The 18,294-nt window shown below is 58.9% G+C and carries 14 protein-coding genes and 1 tRNA gene; 3 read left to right on the top strand and 12 right to left on the bottom strand.

Annotated features, from left to right (window positions below; translation table 11 throughout):
* Positions 1-5: 5 nt before the first annotated feature.
* From C7964_RS14085 to hisB, 4 genes are all read right to left on the bottom strand, one after another.
* The gene (locus tag C7964_RS14085) at positions 6-479 is read right to left on the bottom strand and encodes a transglycosylase SLT domain-containing protein (protein ID WP_110280309.1); all 474 of its coding nucleotides are present in this window, start codon (positions 477-479) and stop codon (positions 6-8) included.
* Between the two features lie 79 nt (positions 480-558).
* Complete coding sequence (locus C7964_RS14080; RefSeq protein WP_110280308.1) at positions 559-1,470, bottom strand: glutaminase; 912 nt, start codon at positions 1,468-1,470, stop codon at positions 559-561.
* A gap of 5 nt (positions 1,471-1,475) precedes the next feature.
* Complete coding sequence (gene hisH / locus C7964_RS14075) at positions 1,476-2,114, bottom strand: imidazole glycerol phosphate synthase subunit HisH (protein WP_110280307.1); 639 nt, start codon at positions 2,112-2,114, stop codon at positions 1,476-1,478.
* On the bottom strand, positions 2,111-2,698 hold the full coding sequence (gene hisB, locus C7964_RS14070; RefSeq protein WP_110280306.1) for an imidazoleglycerol-phosphate dehydratase HisB: 588 nt from the start codon (positions 2,696-2,698) through the stop codon (positions 2,111-2,113). The genes hisH and hisB overlap by 4 nt, the downstream gene beginning before the upstream one ends.
* Before the next feature lie 147 nt (positions 2,699-2,845).
* Here hisB and C7964_RS14065 point away from each other — a divergent pair, with 147 nt between their 5' ends.
* The gene (locus tag C7964_RS14065) at positions 2,846-3,523 is read left to right on the top strand and encodes an imidazoleglycerol-phosphate dehydratase (RefSeq protein WP_146214867.1); all 678 of its coding nucleotides are present in this window, start codon (positions 2,846-2,848) and stop codon (positions 3,521-3,523) included.
* 75 nt (positions 3,524-3,598) lie between these two features.
* Here the strand turns inward: C7964_RS14065 and C7964_RS14060 are convergent.
* The 4 genes from C7964_RS14060 to C7964_RS14045 all read right to left on the bottom strand — a co-directional run bounded on the left by C7964_RS14060 (position 3,599) and on the right by C7964_RS14045 (position 9,268).
* Positions 3,599-3,673 (bottom strand) — tRNA-Gly (locus tag C7964_RS14060).
* A gap of 96 nt (positions 3,674-3,769) precedes the next feature.
* Positions 3,770-4,582: a metallophosphoesterase gene (locus C7964_RS14055; protein WP_220000179.1), complete on the bottom strand. Its 813-nt coding sequence runs from the start codon at positions 4,580-4,582 to the stop codon at positions 3,770-3,772.
* 42 nt (positions 4,583-4,624) lie between these two features.
* Complete coding sequence (locus C7964_RS14050) at positions 4,625-8,068, bottom strand: pyruvate carboxylase (RefSeq protein ID WP_110280303.1); 3,444 nt, start codon at positions 8,066-8,068, stop codon at positions 4,625-4,627.
* A gap of 51 nt (positions 8,069-8,119) precedes the next feature.
* Entirely contained in the window at positions 8,120-9,268 is a 1,149-nt protein-coding gene (locus tag C7964_RS14045; RefSeq protein ID WP_110280302.1) for an alpha-hydroxy acid oxidase, read from the bottom strand.
* Positions 9,269-9,409: 141 nt separating this feature from the next.
* Between C7964_RS14045 and C7964_RS14040 the strand changes: the two genes are divergently transcribed.
* Together C7964_RS14040 and C7964_RS14035 are read left to right on the top strand one after the other, a co-directional pair.
* A complete protein-coding gene (locus C7964_RS14040; protein WP_110280301.1) occupies positions 9,410-11,803 on the top strand; it encodes an ATP-dependent helicase in 2,394 nt (797 codons plus the stop codon).
* A 206-nt stretch (positions 11,804-12,009) separates the two neighbouring features.
* Entirely contained in the window at positions 12,010-13,113 is a 1,104-nt protein-coding gene (locus C7964_RS14035; protein ID WP_110280300.1) for an MraY family glycosyltransferase, read from the top strand.
* A gap of 9 nt (positions 13,114-13,122) precedes the next feature.
* On the opposite strand, the gene C7964_RS14030 is transcribed toward C7964_RS14035, so the two are convergent.
* From C7964_RS14030 to gmd, 4 genes are read right to left on the bottom strand one after another with little or no spacing between them, the layout of a single operon-like run.
* Complete coding sequence (locus C7964_RS14030) at positions 13,123-14,490, bottom strand: phosphohexomutase domain-containing protein (protein WP_110280299.1); 1,368 nt, start codon at positions 14,488-14,490, stop codon at positions 13,123-13,125.
* Positions 14,487-15,935, bottom strand: a complete 1,449-nt coding sequence (locus tag C7964_RS14025; RefSeq protein WP_110280298.1) for a mannose-1-phosphate guanylyltransferase/mannose-6-phosphate isomerase — start codon at positions 15,933-15,935, stop codon at positions 14,487-14,489. Before C7964_RS14025 ends, C7964_RS14030 begins: the two co-directional genes overlap by 4 nt.
* A gap of 6 nt (positions 15,936-15,941) precedes the next feature.
* A complete protein-coding gene (gene fcl / locus C7964_RS14020; RefSeq protein WP_110280428.1) occupies positions 15,942-16,901 on the bottom strand; it encodes a GDP-L-fucose synthase in 960 nt (319 codons plus the stop codon).
* Between the two features lie 10 nt (positions 16,902-16,911).
* Complete coding sequence (gene gmd / locus C7964_RS14015; RefSeq protein ID WP_110280297.1) at positions 16,912-18,033, bottom strand: GDP-mannose 4,6-dehydratase; 1,122 nt, start codon at positions 18,031-18,033, stop codon at positions 16,912-16,914.
* Between the last annotated feature and the right edge of the window lie 261 nt (positions 18,034-18,294).

The following is an 18,294-nucleotide window of genomic DNA, read 5'->3' as shown; positions in this document are numbered from 1 at the left end:
TCTGCCTAGCGCAGGCCGGTTTCGTCCAGCAATCCGCGCCGCTTGGCCTCATAATAATAGCCCCGCGCGTACCAGCTGACGGCGGTCGCCTCGTCGCCGTCCGACACCAGCCATGCCCCGCGCAGGTACCGCCCCGCGTAGATCAGGTTGGTTTCGGCGTCCAGCAGCCCTTCGGGTGCCCCGCGATAGCCCATCGATCGCGCTGTTTGCGGGTGGATTTGCATCAGCCCGTAATAGGGCCCGTTGCGTGCGGCAGGATTGTGTGTGCTTTCGCGGACGATCACACGGTGCAGAAGAGTGACCGGAATCTCGTGCACATCGGCGTATTTGTTGATCAGACGGCGCAGTTCAGGCGTCTCATTGGGATAGAGCGGGATATTCCGGCGGCTCGGTGTTTCAGTTTGGCGGCGGCTTCTGCCGCAACCGGCAAGCAAGGCAATTGCACCGGCACATATCGCGCGGCGTGTCAGTTTCTGCATCGTTTCACCTCTGTCAGCGTTTGTTCTTAGACCCTGTTTGCCAATGGCCGCGCTGCCTCTGCAAGGTAATTCCAAAGCATCAGCTGAAAACCGACCATCCGGTGGCATGCACCAGCCGTTCCACCGCCAAAGTCCCCAGTTGCGAATTGCCGTTCTGGTCCAGACCGGGTGACCATACCGAGATAGACGCGCATCCCGGTACGATGGCCAGAATACCACCGCCGACACCGCTTTTGCCCGGAAGCCCCACGCGGAAGGCAAATTCGCCAGATCCGTTATAGTGCCCGCAGGTCATCATCAGCGCATTCAGGCGGCGGACGCGATCGGGACTGACAAGGTTTGACGCGCCCGTGCCGCCCATCAGGAAACGCCCCGCGCGGGCCAGTTGCAGACAGGTCATCTCGATGGCGCATTGATGGAAATATGTGCCGCAGGTCAGGGCAGGGGGATTTTTCATGTTTCCATGGGCCCGCATGAAATGTGCGAGCGCCAGATTGCGGTCGCCTGTGTCTTGCTCGGACTGCGCGACCGCTGGGTTGATGTGGATATCATCGTCGCCTGCTGCCGCACGGATAAAACGCAGGATTTCCCCCAAGGCTTCGCGCGGGGCGTGGCCGGCAAGAATGGCATCGGTTGTGACCAAAGCGCCTGCGTTGATAAAGGGGTTGCGTGGAATGCCATGTTCGGATTCCAGTTGCAGGATCGAATTGAACGCAAGGCCAGAGGGTTCGCGCCCGACACGCGCCCAAAGCTGGTCGCCCAAGCGGCCCAAGGCCAGCGCCAGTGTGAAGACCTTGGAAATGCTCTGGATCGAGAAGGGCATCGACGCATCGCCCGTGTGCACCTCTTGTCCGTCCGCTGTCACAATCGCCATGCCGAAATGCGCGGGATCAACCGCGCCAAGTTCGGGGATATAATCCGCCACCGCGCCACGGTCAGGGGCAGCGGCCATTTCCGCACCGATGTCGGCGACAATGCGGGTTAGATCCATAGCCGTCAGGGTTTCCAACGCAGGAAGTTGCCGATCATGCGCAACCCTGCATCCTGGCTTTTTTCGGGGTGGAACTGCGTCCCGATCATGGTGTCACGCCCGATGATCGCAGTGACGTCGCCGCCATAGTCGACATGGGCCAGACGCTCGGACGGGTGGGTTACATCCATCGCAAAAGAATGAACGAAATAGGCATGGTCACCAGTCGCAATGCCTTCCAGCACCGGATGCGGATGGTCGATCACCAGATCGTTCCAGCCCATGTGCGGGACCTTCAGCTTGGGATCAGCAGGCGTGATCTTGCGAATATCACCCGCGACCCAACCGAAACCGGGTGTTTCTTCATATTCATGGCCGGTGGTCGCCATCATCTGCATCCCCACGCAGATACCAAAGAAAGGGCGCGCACGGGTTGTCACGGCCTCGACGATTGCCTCGGCCAAACCGCTGCGCGCGAAGAGTTCGGAGCGGCAGTGCGGGAATGCGCCATCCCCGGGCAGCACGATCCGGTCCGCCTTGGCGACAACATCCGGATCAGAGGTCACGATGATGGAACCTGACCCGACCTCGGCCGCCATACGCTCGAACGCCTTTTGCGCCGAGTGCAGGTTGCCGCTGTCGTAATCGACGAGTGCGGTTGTCATAGGCTGCCCTTGGTCGATGGAATGGCATCGGCTTTGCGCGGATCGGTTTCCACCGCTTCACGCAAAGCGCGCGCGACCGCTTTGAAAGCGGCCTCGGCGATGTGGTGGGCGTTGAAACCGTGCAGTTTGTCGATGTGTAGCGTGATGCCGCCATGTGTGCTGAGCGCCTGAAAGAACTCGCGCACCAGTTCGGTATCGAACGTGCCGATTTTGCCGAAAGGCAGATCGAGGTTGCAAATCAGGTACGGGCGCGCCGACAGATCAAGCGCACAGCGGACTTGCGCGTCATCCATCGCAAGATGGCAGCTGCCATAGCGGCGGATGCCGCGTTTGTCGCCTAAGGCCTGCGTCAGCGCCTGACCCAGCGCGATGCCCACGTCCTCAACCGTGTGGTGATCGTCAATGTGCAGATCGCCCTTGGCACGGATCGTCATGTCGATCAGCGCGTGGCGCGACAACTGATCCAGCATGTGGTCGAAAAAGCCCACGCCGGTCTGGTTGTCATAAACGCCTGTCCCATCAAGGTTGATCGTCACCGAGATATCGGTTTCTGCCGTTTGGCGGGTGATAGTAGCTGTCCGCATGGTATCGCGTCCTTTGGTGTTTCCCCTGCTCTATAGGCGGAACTGGGGCAGGGGCCAAGCCTGACGCATTATGCTGTGGCATTTTCAACAATATTTAAGGGTTCGATTCGTATGGTCAGGTCGAAAGTCATTGATCAGGAGAATCCGATGAAAGCCCTCATATTACGCAACGATGCCGCCGCATCCCTTTCCACGGCCCACGCGCTGATCGACAAGGGGTTCCAGATCCTGTCGGTCGATACGCAGGCGCTGGCCCATGCGCTGATCCGTCTGGATACCATTGATCTGCTGATCATGGATGAACGGGTCGAGGGGCAGCTGACCCACGCGATCGCCCTGTCCGCCGAGCGGAGAAACCCGCATCTCAGCGCGATCCTTGTGACAGACCGGACAGCAGAACAAACCGATGACCTGTTCGAGCTGATCCCGAGCCTTTATGGGCTTGTCGGGCATGATACGACGGCGCGGGTCTTGGGAAAGCTGGCGCTGTCTGCGGTAAGTGCGCCGATGCGCCTGCCTGCGATTGTCGCGCAGGAAGAGGTTATCGAAGAACCGGTGCAGCGTGAGGCTCCTCAGCTCGAACCGTTGCTTTTGCTGCATGCAGAGATGACCCAAGATCACGACGACTGGGACAGCGAGTTGCCTGATTATGCCGATGTTGCGATAGCGGCACCGGCCTTCTCTGAAATGGCAACCGCGGCTGAAAGCGTGGTGTTCCAGCATGCAGACGATCCGGTTGCGACCGAAGTTGCAGCGCTCTTTCGCAAAACAGCACTGCCACATTTTCTGCAGGCGCCGCCGCCCGTTGCTGCCCAGGCAAGCTAGGTGGTCTGACTGGTGCGCGCACCACGAAACGCCAAAGGGCCGCAGCATTTGCTGCGGCCCTTTGGCATTTCGAAATGGAGCGGGCGATGAGATTCGAACTCACGACCCTAACCTTGGCAAGGTTATGCTCTACCCCTGAGCTACGCCCGCATCCGTTTCGTGAGCCGTGATCTATAAAGAGTTGCGCGGTTCCGCAAGACCAAAATCGCACCGATTGATGTTTTTTCGGTATCCGCGCGACAGCGGCTATGTGGCGGCGTCATACCCGTCGACCACGCGCGCGCCGGTACCGACGTCGATGCTGTGGATAATCAGCCCATTCGCGCTCAACAGCCCCAATCCATAGGCGCCCGCCTCATCGGTCGAAAGGCTTGAACTCTGTCTGACCAGCTCCACCACCCCTTGGTGGCAGGGGCTTTTGAAAACGGTCCATGGTACGCCGCGGGTGTTGCCCGAAACCGTCTGGTGCAAATGCCCGCAGACCAGATGCAGGTTGGCGTGCCTTGACAGCAGATCAATCACGTCCGATCCGTTGCGCAGTTTGATCCGGTCCATCCCGATGACACCCGTGTCAAACGGCGGGTGATGGATGCAGACGATCGCGTGCCGGATTTCGCGGGTGGCGAGGGCGTCTTCCAGAAATGCAAGACGATCAGGACAGAGCAAACCCGCGTGCTGGCCATGATGATAAGGCGGGCCATCAAGCGAATCCATTGTGATAATCCGGTGATCACCGATATCGCGCCACGCTTGGATATGACCCTGCGGCGTTTGTGGCGCATCGGGGAAACGGGCCAGAAACGCGTCGCGTCTGTCATGATTGCCGATCATGGGAATGATCGGGACAGAGACCGCGCCCAGAATACGGTCCAATTCCTCGTATTCCGTGGCCAGTCCATGATGGGTCAGGTCACCCAAAAGCACCAAAGCTGCGGCATCAGGATGCGCAAGTATCGCCGCATCAAGCACGGCAGCAAGGCGAAGCGACGGGTCGAGGCCAATAATCCGCTGTCCGGGCGCACAAATGTGCGGGTCGGTGACGAACAGGATTTTATGCACCATGCTTACCTTTGTCTGGAACCGACCTTTATGCCTTTTCGACTACTCGAACTCGACCAACAGGTCTTTGGCATCAATCTGGCTGCCCGCCTGCACATGCACGGCTTTGACAACGGCATCGCGCTCGGCGTGGATCCCCGTTTCCATCTTCATCGCCTCGATAGTCAAGAGCAGGTCACCCTGTTTCACTTTCTTGCCGACGACCGCCGCGACAGTTGCCACAACCCCCGGCATCGGTGCGCCGATATGGTTGGGGTTGCCGTTTTCGGCCTTGGGGCGCGACACTTTCTCTGATGCCGCAAGCCGGTTCATGACACGGATGGTGCGCGGTTGCCCGTTGAGTTCAAAGAACACTTTGACCTCCCCGTCCTCGTTCATATCGGCCACGGCTTGCAGGCGGATTTCGAGGGTTTTGCCGGGATCGATCTCGGCTGTGATCTCCTCACCGGGTTCCATCCCGTAAAAGAAGGTTTTGGTCGGCAGAGTACGCACGGGGCCATAGGTCCGGTGGCGGCCCATGTAATCAAGGAACACCTTGGGATACATCAGATAGCCGTTCAGGTCCTCGTCATCCACCGCCTTGCCTTCAAGCTGGGATGACAGGTCGGCGCGCGCGGCTTCCAGATCGACAGGGGCAAGGTGCTTGCCCGGACGGTCCGTAATCGGTTTTTCGCCTTTCAGGATCTTCTTCTGGATTGCCGCAGGCCAACCACCCGGCGGTTGCCCCAGATCGCCGTGCATCATGTCGACCACGCTGTCGGGGAACACCACGTCAACATCAGGGTCTTCAACCTGTGCACGGGTCAGGTTCTGGCTGACCATCATCAGGGCCATGTCGCCCACAACTTTGGAAGAGGGTGTGACCTTCACGATATCACCAAACATCGCGTTCACATCGGCATAGGTCTGTGCGACCTCGTGCCAGCGTTCCTCAAGCCCCAAGGACCGCGCCTGTGCTTTGAGGTTGGTGAACTGACCGCCGGGCATTTCGTGCAGGTAAACCTCGGATGCCGGCGCCTGTAGTCCGCTTTCAAACGCCGTGTAATGGGCGCGGACCTGTTCGAAGTAGTTGCTGATCTCGCGGATCGCCGCGATATCAAGGCCTGTGTCGCGGGCGTCACCGCGCAGCGCCTCGACAATCGAGCCCAGGGTCGGTTGTGAAGTATTGCCCGACAGCGCGTCCATCGCCGCATCCACACAATCCACGCCCGCGGCAGTGGCCGCAAGCACGGTTGCAATCGCGGCACCCGAAGTGTCGTGCGTGTGGAAATGGATCGGCAGGTTAGTCTCTTCTTTCAGTGCCTTCACCAGCGCTGTTGCTGCCGCAGGTTTCATCAAACCCGCCATATCCTTCAGACCCAGCACATGCGCGCCTGCGGCCTCCAGCTCTTTGGCCATGCCGATATAATATTTCAGGTCGTATTTGGAGCGGTTCGGGTCCAGCAGGTCGCCCGTGTAGCAGATCGTGCCTTCGCAAACCTTATTGGCCTTGATCACCGCATCCATGGCGACACGCATGTTTTCAACCCAGTTCAGGCTGTCGAAGACGCGGAACACATCCACGCCGGAACTTGCCGCCTGCGCCACAAAGCTTTGCACCACATTATCAGGGTAGTTGGTGTAACCCACTCCGTTCGAGGCGCGTAGCAACATCTGCGTCATGATATTGGGCATGACCGCGCGGATATCGCGCAGGCGCTGCCACGGACATTCCTGCAAGAAACGATAGGCCACATCAAAGGTCGCACCGCCCCAGCATTCGACGCTAAAAAGCTGATGCATTTTGGCGGCATAGGCGGGCGCTGCGTTGATCATATCAATCGAGCGCATGCGCGTGGCCAGCAAAGACTGGTGCCCGTCGCGCATCGTGGTGTCAGTGATCAAAAGCTGCTTTTGCTCGCGCATCCAGTCGGCGACCGCCTCTGGTCCGAATTCGTCAAGGATATTGCGGGTGCCGGGGGTCACGTCGGTGGTCGGTTTCACTGGCGGGCGCGGTGGTTTCACATCCGCGGCAGGACGCGGGCGGCCTGTAGTTTCGGGGTGTCCGTTCACGGTGATATCCGCGATATAGGTCAGGATTTTTGTCGCACGGTCACGGCGCTTGGAGAATTTGAAAAGGTCCGGCGTCTCGTCAATGAATTTGGTGTGGTATTCATTGTTCAGGAAGGTCGGGTGCTTGAGCAGGTTTTCCACGAAAGCGATGTTGGTCGACACCCCGCGAATACGGAATTCGCGCAAGGCGCGGTCCATGCGTGCAATCGCCATTTCAGGTGTCGGCGCGCGGGCGGTTACTTTGGTCAACAGGCTGTCATAATAGCGCGTGATTACGGCACCGGAATAGGCCGTGCCACCATCAAGCCGGATACCCGGACCGGTGGCAGACCGGTACATCTGAATGCGCCCGTAATCGGGGATAAAGTTGTTCTGGGGGTCCTCGGTCGTCACACGGCATTGCAGGGCGTGACCGTCGAGTTTCACGTCATACTGGCTGGCACAGCCTGTCGCCTCGACCAGTGATTTGCCTTCTGCGATAAGGATTTGTGCGCGCACGATGTCGATGCCGGTGACCTCTTCGGTGACGGTGTGTTCGACCTGTACGCGGGGGTTCACCTCGATGAAGTAGAATTCGCCGCTGTCCATATCCATCAGGAATTCGACCGTACCGGCGCATTCGTAGTTCACATGCTGGCAGATTTTCTTGCCCAGATTGCACAGCTGTTCACGCTGGGTGCCGCTCAGGTAGGGGGCAGGGGCGCGTTCCACGACCTTCTGGTTGCGACGCTGGACCGAACAATCCCGTTCCCACAGGTGATAGATCTGGCCGTGGCTGTCGCCCAGGATCTGCACCTCGACGTGGCGGGCGCGCATGATCATCTTTTCGAGATACCCCTCGCCGTTGCCAAAAGCGGCTTCCGCCTCGCGGCGGCCTTCGAGGACTTTTTCTTCCAGTTCGGCTTCGGACATGATGGGGCGCATGCCCCGCCCGCCACCACCCCAGGATGCCTTGAGCATCAACGGGTAGCCAACCGCGGCCGCTTCTTTCTTGATCGCTTTCATGTCATCGCCCAGCACTTCGGTCGCGGGGATCACGGGCACGCCAGCTTCAATCGCCACGCGGCGTGCGCTAGCCTTGTCACCCAACTGGCGCATGGTTTCGGCCTTTGGCCCGATAAAGGTGATGCCATTGGCGGTGCAGGCATCGACGAAATCGGGGTTTTCGGACAGAAGGCCATAGCCGGGATGGATCGCATCCGCACCGGACATCTTGGCGACCCGGATGATTTCATCAATCGAGAGGTAGGCCGCCACGGGGCCAAGGTCTTCGCCGATCCGGTAGGCTTCATCGGCTTTGAAACGGTGCAGGCCCAGCTTGTCTTCTTCGGCAAAGACGGCGACCGTTTTTTTGCCCATTTCATTGGCAGCCCGCATAATGCGAATGGCGATTTCGCCGCGGTTCGCGATGAGAATTTTCTTGAAGTCAGCCATAGATCGTTCCTTTGCAGTTGCAGCATTACTAAGCGGCAATCTGCCGCGCGTCTAGGACGATTGCGGTGGTTTGCGCAGGCGTGCGGGCACATCGGCCAATGTCCGTGTGCCCAATTGGCCCATATTGCTGATCATGTCTTGTCGCAGGATATCAAGCACATGGGCGGCCCCCGGTTCACCCAGGGCAGCCAAGCCATAATGGAAGGCGCGGCCAAGCATGACGAAATCCGCACCCAATGCGAGCGCGCGCAAGACATCCAGACCGCCTTCGATGCCGCTGTCAAAGATCACGGGCAAATCGGTGGCCGCGCGCACCTGTGGCAGGGTTTCGATGGTCGCAGGCCCGCCGTCAAACTGGCGGCCTGCGTGGTTGCTAACCCAGATCACATCGGCGCCTTCCGCCGTCAGGCGCGCGGCATCTTCCGGCAGACTGACGCCTTTGACGATGAGCGGACCGTCCCATGCATCGCGCAGCGCTTTGAAATAGTCCCAGTCGGGCGAGGTGCGCAAAAGATACCCCACATGTTCATTCGAAGGCAGGGTGCCTTTGATGTCCGAATAGCTCTCCATCAGGCGCAGCCGTGGCATGCCGGTCTTGCGGATCCTGTTCAGCCATGCGGGGCATTGTGCTGCCTGTATTGCCAGTCTCGGCGTGAGTTTCGGCGGTTGTGTCAGCCCTCCGCGGGTCTGGCGTTCGCGGCGCGATGCAACGGGAACATCCACCGTCAGCACGATGGCGGTGAAGCCACTGTCTCGGGCACGCTTGAGAAGATCATCCCGGATGCCGGGGTCACGCGGCGGATAGAGCTGGAACCATGCGTGCGGGCCTGCATGGGGGCCTACGTCTTCGGGCAGCTGGCTCGCGACAGTGGACAGCGCATAGGGAATATTTTCGGCGGCGGCCGTGCGCGCCAGCATCTGTTCCGCGCCGGGCCAGATCAGCCCGGACATGCCGACGGGGGCGATGCCAATCGGCAGCGGGTGGGTGTGGCCCAGCAGGGTTGTCGAAAGATCGGGTTTGAATTCGCCATGCAGGATCGAGGGGTTGAACAACACCTGATCCAGCTGTGTGCGGTTGCGCTTCTGTGTGGCCTCTACCCCTGTGGCGCTATCAAGGTATTCCCACACGAAATGCGGGATCCGCCTGCGCGCGCGGGCCTTGAGATCGGAAATGGCGGGGTAGCGGCTATGGTATGTCATTGGCTGACGCTATTGCGGCTCAGGTGTGCTTGGCAATGGGTCGGAGCCTCCGGCGGGGATATTTTTTGGGCCAATAATAACGATGAGAACGGAAGTAGAACAAGGCTTTTCACCCGCGCCCGTTGGCGCTATGTGTGAGGGATGAGCAGTTTTTCCGAAGATGATGCCTTTGAGGCGGCCGCCGTGCCACTGAGCCAGCGGGCGATGGCGCGGCCGAGTGCGGCCTATCTAAACGGTTTGAACCCCGCGCAGCGCGAAGCGGTCGAGACCTTGAGCGGGCCTGTCTTGATGTTGGCAGGCGCTGGCACCGGAAAAACGAAGGCGCTGACCACGCGGATCACGCATTTGCTGGCGACAGGGACTGCACGGCCGCATGAGATATTGGCGGTGACCTTTACCAACAAAGCCGCGCGCGAGATGAAGTCGCGCATCGGCGGGTTGATGGGCGAAGCGGTCGAGGGGATGCCATGGTTGGGGACTTTCCATGCGGTTTGTGCAAAGCAGTTGCGCCGTCATGCCGAATTGGTGGGCCTCAAGTCGAATTTCACCATTCTGGATACCGACGACCAGATCCGCCTGATGAAGCAGTTGATCGAGGCCGCAGGCATTGATCACAAACGCTGGCCTGCGCGGATGCTTGCGGGGATCATTGATGGCTGGAAGAACAAGGCGCTGACACCCGACAAGGTGCCTGTCGCCGATAGCGGTGCCTTTGATCACAAGGGGGTAGAGCTATACGCCGCGTATCAGCGCCGTTTGCTGGACCTGAACGCGGTCGATTTCGGCGATATCCTTTTGCATATGGTCACGATCTTTCAAAAGCACGAAGACGTGCTGGATCAATACCAACGCTGGTTCCGCTATATTCTGGTGGACGAGTATCAGGATACAAACGTCGCCCAATATATGTGGCTGCGCCTGCTTGCCGCATCACACAAGAACATCTGCTGTGTCGGCGATGACGACCAGTCGATCTATGGCTGGCGCGGGGCCGAGGTGGGCAACATCCTGCGGTTCGAGAAGGATTTTCCGGGCGCACATGTGGTGCGGCTCGAGGAGAATTATCGCTCGACGCCGCATATTCTGGCGGCGGCATCCGGCGTGATTGCCGCCAATAAGGGGCGGTTGGGCAAAACGTTGTTCACGTCGCGCCCTGACGGCGAGAAACTGCGCCTGATCGGCCATTGGGATGGCGAGGAAGAGGCGCGGTGGATCGGCGAAGAGGTGGAGGCGATGCAGCGTGGCACACGCGGTATGGCGCCCATGGGCCTTGATCGCATGGCAATTTTGGTGCGCGCGTCCCACCAGATGCGGGCCTTTGAGGACCGGTTTCTGACCATCGGCCTGCCATACCGTGTGATCGGCGGACCGCGTTTCTATGAACGGATGGAGATCAGGGACGCGATGGCCTATTTCCGGCTGGCCGTGTCGCCTGAGGATGATCTGGCTTTTGAGCGGATCGTGAACACACCCAAACGTGGCCTGGGCGACAAGGCTGTTCAGACGATCCAGCGCACGGCGCGCAGTAATGGTGTGTCGCTGGTTGAGGGTGCGCGGCTGGTCTGTCAGGGCAAGCTTTTGGGTGGCAAGGGTCTGAAAGAGCTGACGTTTCTGGTGGGCTCACTGGATCGCTGGCACGCGCAGGTGCGGGCCGAGGCGGACACCCATGTTGAATTGGCCGAGATGATTTTGGATGAAAGCGGTTATACGGGTTTTTGGCAGAACGACAAAACGCCGGAAGCGCCGGGACGGCTTGAGAACCTCAAGGAACTGGTCAAGGCCTTGGAGAATTTCGAGAACCTGCAAGGGTTTCTCGAACATGTCAGTCTGATCATGGACAACGAGACCGAAGAGCAGGGCGAGAAGGTGAGCATCATGACCTTGCACGCGGCCAAGGGGCTTGAATTCCCTGCCGTGTTTCTGCCGGGCTGGGAGGACGGGCTATTCCCGTCGCAGCGGTCGATGGACGAAAGCGGGGTCAAAGGCCTCGAAGAAGAGCGGCGGTTGGCCTATGTCGGCATCACCCGCGCTGAAGAGATTTGCACAGTGTCTTTTGCCGCGAACAGGCGGGTTTATGGGCAATGGCAATCGGCAATGCCATCGCGCTTTATTGACGAGCTGCCAGTGGATCATGTCGAGGTGCTGACGCCGCCGGGCCTTTATGGTGGTGGCTATGGAGCGGCGGGCATGGCGGCAAGCGCGTCACCTGCGATGGCGGGCATGGTAGGATCGGACCTGCATGAAAAGGCGCATAATGCGGATGTTTATAACTCTCCGGGTTGGCGGCGGTTGCAGTCGCGCAGCCAGCAGCGCGGTATGGCAATGCCCTCCGAAGCACGCAATATGACTATTGATATGACCGCCGTCAGCGCCTTTACCGAGGGGGAGCGCGTGTTCCACCAAAAATTCGGCTATGGCGAAGTGACCGGGATCGAGGGCGATAAGCTTGTGATCGCATTCGACAAAGCCGGATCAAAGCATGTGGTGGCTCAGTATGTGGTCAGCGCAGACAAGGCCGACGAGGTGCCTTTCTAGGGCCAGAGCCCCTGAAATTCAAAACAGCAAAAGTGCGTCAAGTGACCGGCGCCTTCTCGTTAAACGCGCATCTTGCAAGTGGTCTGCTCAGTCGGAACCTCGCCGCGTCGCAAGCCAGAGTTGCCTTGCATTACTATTGATGACGACAGTGTTGCTGTATAAGAGGCCCTATAAATCTATCTAGAATTGAAGATTTGGCGGTATTGATGCAGTCCGAAGTGGCCCCACTCTTCCAGTATTATCAGGGCTATCTGGCGTTGATATCGTTTGTGGGGTGCTTGGGCATCATTGCACTGGCGCGGGTTTTCCCGCGGTTGCGCGGCCGCGGCGATGATGAGAATGCAGTTCAATCAATGCATTCGCGTCCGACACCTCGCATCGGTGGCGTGGCGATCTTTCTTGCTTTGGCCCTGAGTGTGATCTTTGCGCCAACGACGATCGTGCAGAGTTATCTGGGCGTCATCATCGCAACAACGCTGCTTTTCCTTGTCGGGCTCAGCGAAGATCTGGGCTTTCGGGTTTCGCCGCGCAGGCGCCTGCTCGCGGTTTGTCTTGCCAGTTTGATTGTCATCGTCCTGCTTGGCGTCTGGTTGCCACGTATTGGCGTGCCTTATTTTGACCTGCTGATGCAGTATTGGTTTATCGGTGTTCCCTTCACCTTGTTGATCACAGCGGGCGTTGCGAACGGCTTTAACCTGATTGATGGTGTCAACGGTCTCGCAGCGCTGACTGCAATCGGCTCTGCGGTCTCCATCGCCCTTATTTCGCTACAGGCCGGGCATGCAACGATGGTCATGCTCAGCATGATGCTTGCTGCCGTGGTGTTCGGGTTCTTTATGGTGAATTTCCCGTTCGGTTTGATCTTCCTTGGGGATGCCGGGGCCTACACGATCGGGTTTGTGCTCTGTTGGTTTGGCATCGCCATCCTGATTTTTGCCCCAGCAGTGTCCGCATGGGCGATTTTGCTGACCCTGTTCTGGCCACTCGCGGACACTCTTTTTGCAATGTTTCGGCGAAGCCGGGCAAACAGAGATGCGATGTCACCGGACCGTTTGCACTTTCACCAACTGGTCATGCGCGGGTTGGAGATTTGCTTTCTCGGTCAGAAACGTCGGCATATTGCCAACCCGCTCACGACCCTCGTGCTTGCGCCATTTGTCATCGCGCCGCAGGTGTGCGGGGTGCTGCTCTGGAATAATAATCGTGCCGCGTTCCTGGCGGTGCTGGCGTTCCTGGCGGCCTTCTTCGGGTCCTATTTGGTCGCGATGCCATCGGTACGCGCGTTTCGGCAGAGGTTGCGTGAGACCTGACCTGAGTGTCTAGGGCACCAGAAGCGCAGTCAAACGCGCAACACCTTCGCTGACCAGACTGGCATCTCCGCGCGCTTCGACATTCAACCGGACAATCGGCTCGGTGTTCGAACTGCGCAGATTGAACCGCCAGTCCCCCATGATCATTCCCAGACCGTCGGTTTCGTCGATCTCCATGGCGTGCGGGGCATATTCCGCACGCACACGGGCGATTGCGGCCTTTGGATCGTCCAGCGAGAAATTGATTTCTCCCGATGAGGGGAAGGCAATCTTGCGCTGCGCCACGAGATCCGCGAGAGGACCGTTGCGGCTGACCAGTTCTGCAACCAAGAGCAAGGGGATCATACCGCTGTCACAAAACACGAAGTCACGGAAATAGTGGTGCGCTGACATTTCACCGCCGTAAATTGCGTTCTCATCGCGCATCGCCTGTTTGATAAAGGCGTGGCCTGTGGGCGATTGCACGGCATGCCCACCTGCCTTGGTGACGATGTCTTGGGTGTTCCAGATGATGCGTGGATCATGGATGATTTTCGCCCCCGGTTCTTTGGCCAGAAACGCCTCGGCCAAGAGCCCCACGACATATTCCCCGTCGATAAAGTTGCCTGAGTGGTCAAAGAAGAAACAACGGTCAAAATCGCCATCCCAAGCGACGCCGAAATCGGCGCCTGATTGGATGACGGCCGATGCCGTCGCAGGGCGGTTTTCGGGCAAGAGCGGGTTGGGGATACCTTGCGGGAAGGTGCCGTCAGGCGCATGGAACAGCCGTTCAAATGTCAGGGGCGCACCAAATGAATCAAGCTTTGAGGCAATCGCATCAAAGGTCGGTCCGGCCGTCCCGTGTCCGGCGTTTACCAAAATCTTGAGCGGATTGAGTGCGTCCAGATCAACGAAAGACATCATGCAATCTACATAGGCGACACGCGCTTCTGCAGCGACATCACGCAACACACCAGCGGTGTCGGCAATCGCGAACTCATTTTTCTCGGCCAGCGCTTTGATCCGCGCCAGACCGTTCGCTGCATCCAATGGCGCAGACCCCGCCCGCACCATTTTCATCCCGTTATAATCCATCGGATTATGGGAGGCGGTCACGCAAATCCCGCCATCCGCTTTGAAATGGGTCGTGGCGAAATACATTTCTTCGGTGCCTGCAAGCCCCAGATCAAGCACATCACATCCCGCATCCGTCAACCCGCGCGCAACATTTGCCGCGAGTTCCTCAGACGAGGCCCTGACATCGCGCCCGAGGACGACAGTCTTTGCGTCCAAGGCTTCGGCGAAGGCGCAGCCAATGCGGTAGGCAATCCCAGCGTCCAGATCGATGCCAAGCCGCCCGCGGATGTCATAGGCCTTGAAGCAGGTCAGCGCACTCATCCTTTTGCTCCTTGACCGCGGGCATAAACATCGTCGTATCGGATGATGTCATCTTCACCCAGATAGCCCCCTGTCTGCACCTCGATCAGTGTCAGGGGGAGCTTGCCGGGGTTTTCCATGCGGTGCACGGCACCCAACGGTATGTAGACAGACTGGTTCTCGCTCAACAGCTGGACACTGTCGTCGATGGTCACTTTCGCGGTCCCTTCGACAACGATCCAGTGTTCTGCGCGGTGATGATGGCTTTGCAGCGACAGTGCCGCACCCGGATGCACGACGATCCGTTTTACCTGAAAACGTGTTCCGACCACGAGGCTTTCGTACCACCCCCAAGGGCGGTAGTCGCGGGGCAGGGTTTCGGCTTGCGGGACAGCGGCGGCCTTGAGCTTGATAACCGCCTCTTTGACGTCCTGCGTGCGGTCTTTATGGGCGACCAGAACAGCATCTGGCATTGCGATGGCCACCAACCCTTCAAGCCCGATGCCAACCAGTTGTTGTGCGCCGCTGGTTGCCTGTAGCAGAGTGTCTTTGCAGTCGATGGATGTGGCCGGACCGGATGTAACGACACCCTGCGCGTCTGCTTTGCCGTCGCGCCACACCGCCTGCCAATCACCAAGGTCGGACCATGCGCCGCCATAGGGCACGACGGTCAGGTTCTTGGCCTGCTCCATCACGGCGTAGTCGATGGAAATTTCGGGGCAATCGGCCCAAGCGTCGGGGGCAAGGCGGGTAAAGGAGAGATCGGCCTCGGCGGCTTCAAAGGCGGCGCGGGTCGCGGCGAGAACCTGGGGTGCATGCGCGGCAAAGGCGGCAAGGATCGTGGTTGTCGAGAACAGGAATATGCCTGCGTTCCACAGGTGCATCCCGCCGGCCAAGAGTGCCTCTGCCGTCGCAAGATCAGGCTTTTCCACGAAGCCCTTCAAGGGTTGTGGTGTCGGTGCAAATTCGGCTGTTGGGACACTGGAGAGCGCGAGCCAGCCATATCCTGTTTCGGGACGGTCTGGCCGGATGCCAAAGGTGACCAGTTGCCCATCCAGTGCTGCGGGCACAGCGGCCGCGACCGTGGCGCGAAACCGGTCTGCGTCGGGGATCACATGGTCCGACGGGGCAATCAACATCAGCGCGCCGGGTGTGCGGGCCTCAAGGGCCAATGCGGCAGCACAAATCGCGGCTGCGGTGTTTTTGGCAGCAGGTTCGATCAGGATATCGGCAGGGGCGATTTCCGCTGCTGCCAATTGTTCCAGGACAACAAACCGGAAATCCGCGGCTGTCACGACTGACGGCGCGGTAAAATCCGCGCCAGACAGCCTGCGTGCCGAGGCCTGAAACAGGCTTTCTTCGCCGATCAGTTTTACAAACTGTTTAGGATAGGATTTGCGCGACAATGGCCAGAGCCGTGTCCCTGCACCACCGCAGAGCAGAACCGGATTGATCTTGTTCGCCATATGCCTTTAACCCCTCAGGTTTTCGATATTCGCCAGATACCATTGGTAGGTTTCCGCAATCCCATCCTCAAGACTGATCTGCGCGCGCCAGCCCATTTTGGCCAGTCGTCCCACATCCATCAGTTTGCGCAGCGTTCCGTCAGGTTTGGAAGGATCGGTTGTAATCCGGCCCTGAAACCCTGTGACCTTTGCCACGGCCTGCGCCAGGTCTAGGATCGAAATATCGGTGCCGGTGCCCACATTGATGTGGCTCAGCATCGGATCGGTGTTTGCGTCATAGTCGGCCTTTGGCAGGTCCAGCACAAAGAGCGAGGCCGTGGCCATATCGTCGACATGCAGGAATTCGCGCCGTGGCGTGCCACTGCCCCAGATCACAACCTCATTGCGGTTTTGCTGCGCGGCTTCATGGAAGCGGCGCATCAGCGCGGGCAGGACATGGCTGTTTTCAGGATGAAAATTATCACCCGGACCATAAAGATTGGTGGGCATCACGCTGCGATAATCCACACCATGCTGGCGGTTGTAGCTTTCGCAAAGCTTGATGCCTGCGATCTTGGCCACAGCATAAGGTTCATTTGTGGGTTCGAGCGTGCCCGTCAGAAGCGCGTCTTCCCGCATCGGCTGGGCTGCGTCGCGGGGATAGATGCAGGAGGATCCCAGTTGCAGCAGGCGGGTGACACCAGCAGCATAGGCCTGATGGATCACATTGCTGGCGATCATCAGGTTATCGTAGATGAAGTCAGCGGGGTAGGTGTTGTTGGCATGGATGCCGCCCACTTTGGCGGCAGCAAGGATGACGACGTCGGGCTGTTCGGCCTGCATGAAATCGCGCACCGCTGATTGGTCTGTCAGGTCCAGTTCCGCATGGGTGCGGGTGATGATCTCTGCATCCCCGCGTTCTTTCAACTGGCGCAGGATGGCGCCGCCAACCATGCCGCGATGGCCTGCCACGTATACCTTTTGCATCCCCGCCATCTCAGCTCTCATATGCGACGGGTACGTCCATCCCGTTCGCCTTGAGAAACGCGTGCCTCCGGGCGGTTTTCAGGTCTTCGGCCACCATTTCGGCGCACATCTCTTGGGCGGTAATCTGCGGCTCCCAGCCAAGTTTCTGTTTGGCCTTGGAGGGATCGCCAAGCAGTGTTTCAACCTCGGCGGGGCGGAAATAGCGCGGGTCGATCCGCATGATCACATCGCCCGGCTTCAGGGCAGGGGCCATATCGCCGGTGATGCTGGCGACCCTGGCCACCTCATCCACGCCTTCGCCGGTAAATTCCAGCGTCAGACCCAGTTCCGCCGCGGACCAGTTGATAAAGTCGCGCACAGAATGTTGCTTGCCGGTGGCGATCACAAAATCCTCGGGCTGGTCCTGCTGCAGCATCATCCACTGCATGCGCACGTAATCCTTGGCATGGCCCCAGTCCCGCAGGCTGTCGATGTTGCCCATATAAAGACACGGCTCCAGCCCTTGGGCGATATGCGCCAGACCACGGGTAATCTTGCGCGTCACAAAGGTTTCGCCGCGCCGCGGGCTTTCGTGGTTAAACAGGATGCCGTTGCAGGCATAAAGCCCGTAGGCCTCGCGGTAATTGACTGTCATCCAGTAGGAATAGAGCTTTGCAACCGCGTAAGGAGAGCGCGGGTAAAATGGCGTTGTTTCGCGTTGGGGCGTCTCTTGGACAAGGCCGTAAAGTTCGGAGGTGGAGGCCTGATAGAAACGGGATTTTTTGTCGAGCCCCAGAAAACGGATGGCTTCCAAAAGCCGCAATGTCCCGATGCCATCAACATCGGCGGTGTATTCGGGGGCCTCGAAACTCACCGCGACATGGGATTGCGCGCCAAGGTTATAGACCTCATCGGGCTGAACCTCGGACAGGATGCGTGTGAGGTTCGAGGTGTCGGTCAGATCGCCATAATGCAGTTTGAAACGCGCGTTGTCGACATGGGGATCCTCATAGATGTGATCGACCCGCTGGGTGTTGAAAGAGGACGCACGGCGTTTGATGCCATGCACCTCATACCCTTTTTCGAGCAAGAATTCAGCGAGGTAGGAACCGTCTTGCCCGGTGATGCCTGTGATGAGTGCAGTTTTTGTCATTTGTAATGCGTGCTTGTCCAAGAATGAATTCGTCCACGCAGGTTGTCCCATGCATGCGCTGAAATGCCAACAGTTCTATGCAACATAAATGCCGCCGACGGCTTGCATGTCTGGTGTTATGCGCTGCGTTCTGGAGGGTCTGTGACGGACCGAGGCTGCACGGCGGGTTTAGGGCATGAGCTCATAGTAAGGCCTGGCTTTGCGAGAGCCGTCCTGCGTTTTCGCTGCCAAGACCGACCAACCTCCCTGACAGCCGGGCAA

The sequence above is a fragment of the Loktanella sp. PT4BL genome (assembly GCF_003201935.1).
In the GTDB taxonomy this organism is placed as follows: domain Bacteria; phylum Pseudomonadota; class Alphaproteobacteria; order Rhodobacterales; family Rhodobacteraceae; genus Yoonia.
Note: the sequence above shows the minus strand (reverse complement) of the source record. Positions and strands in the feature narration are given on the sequence as shown.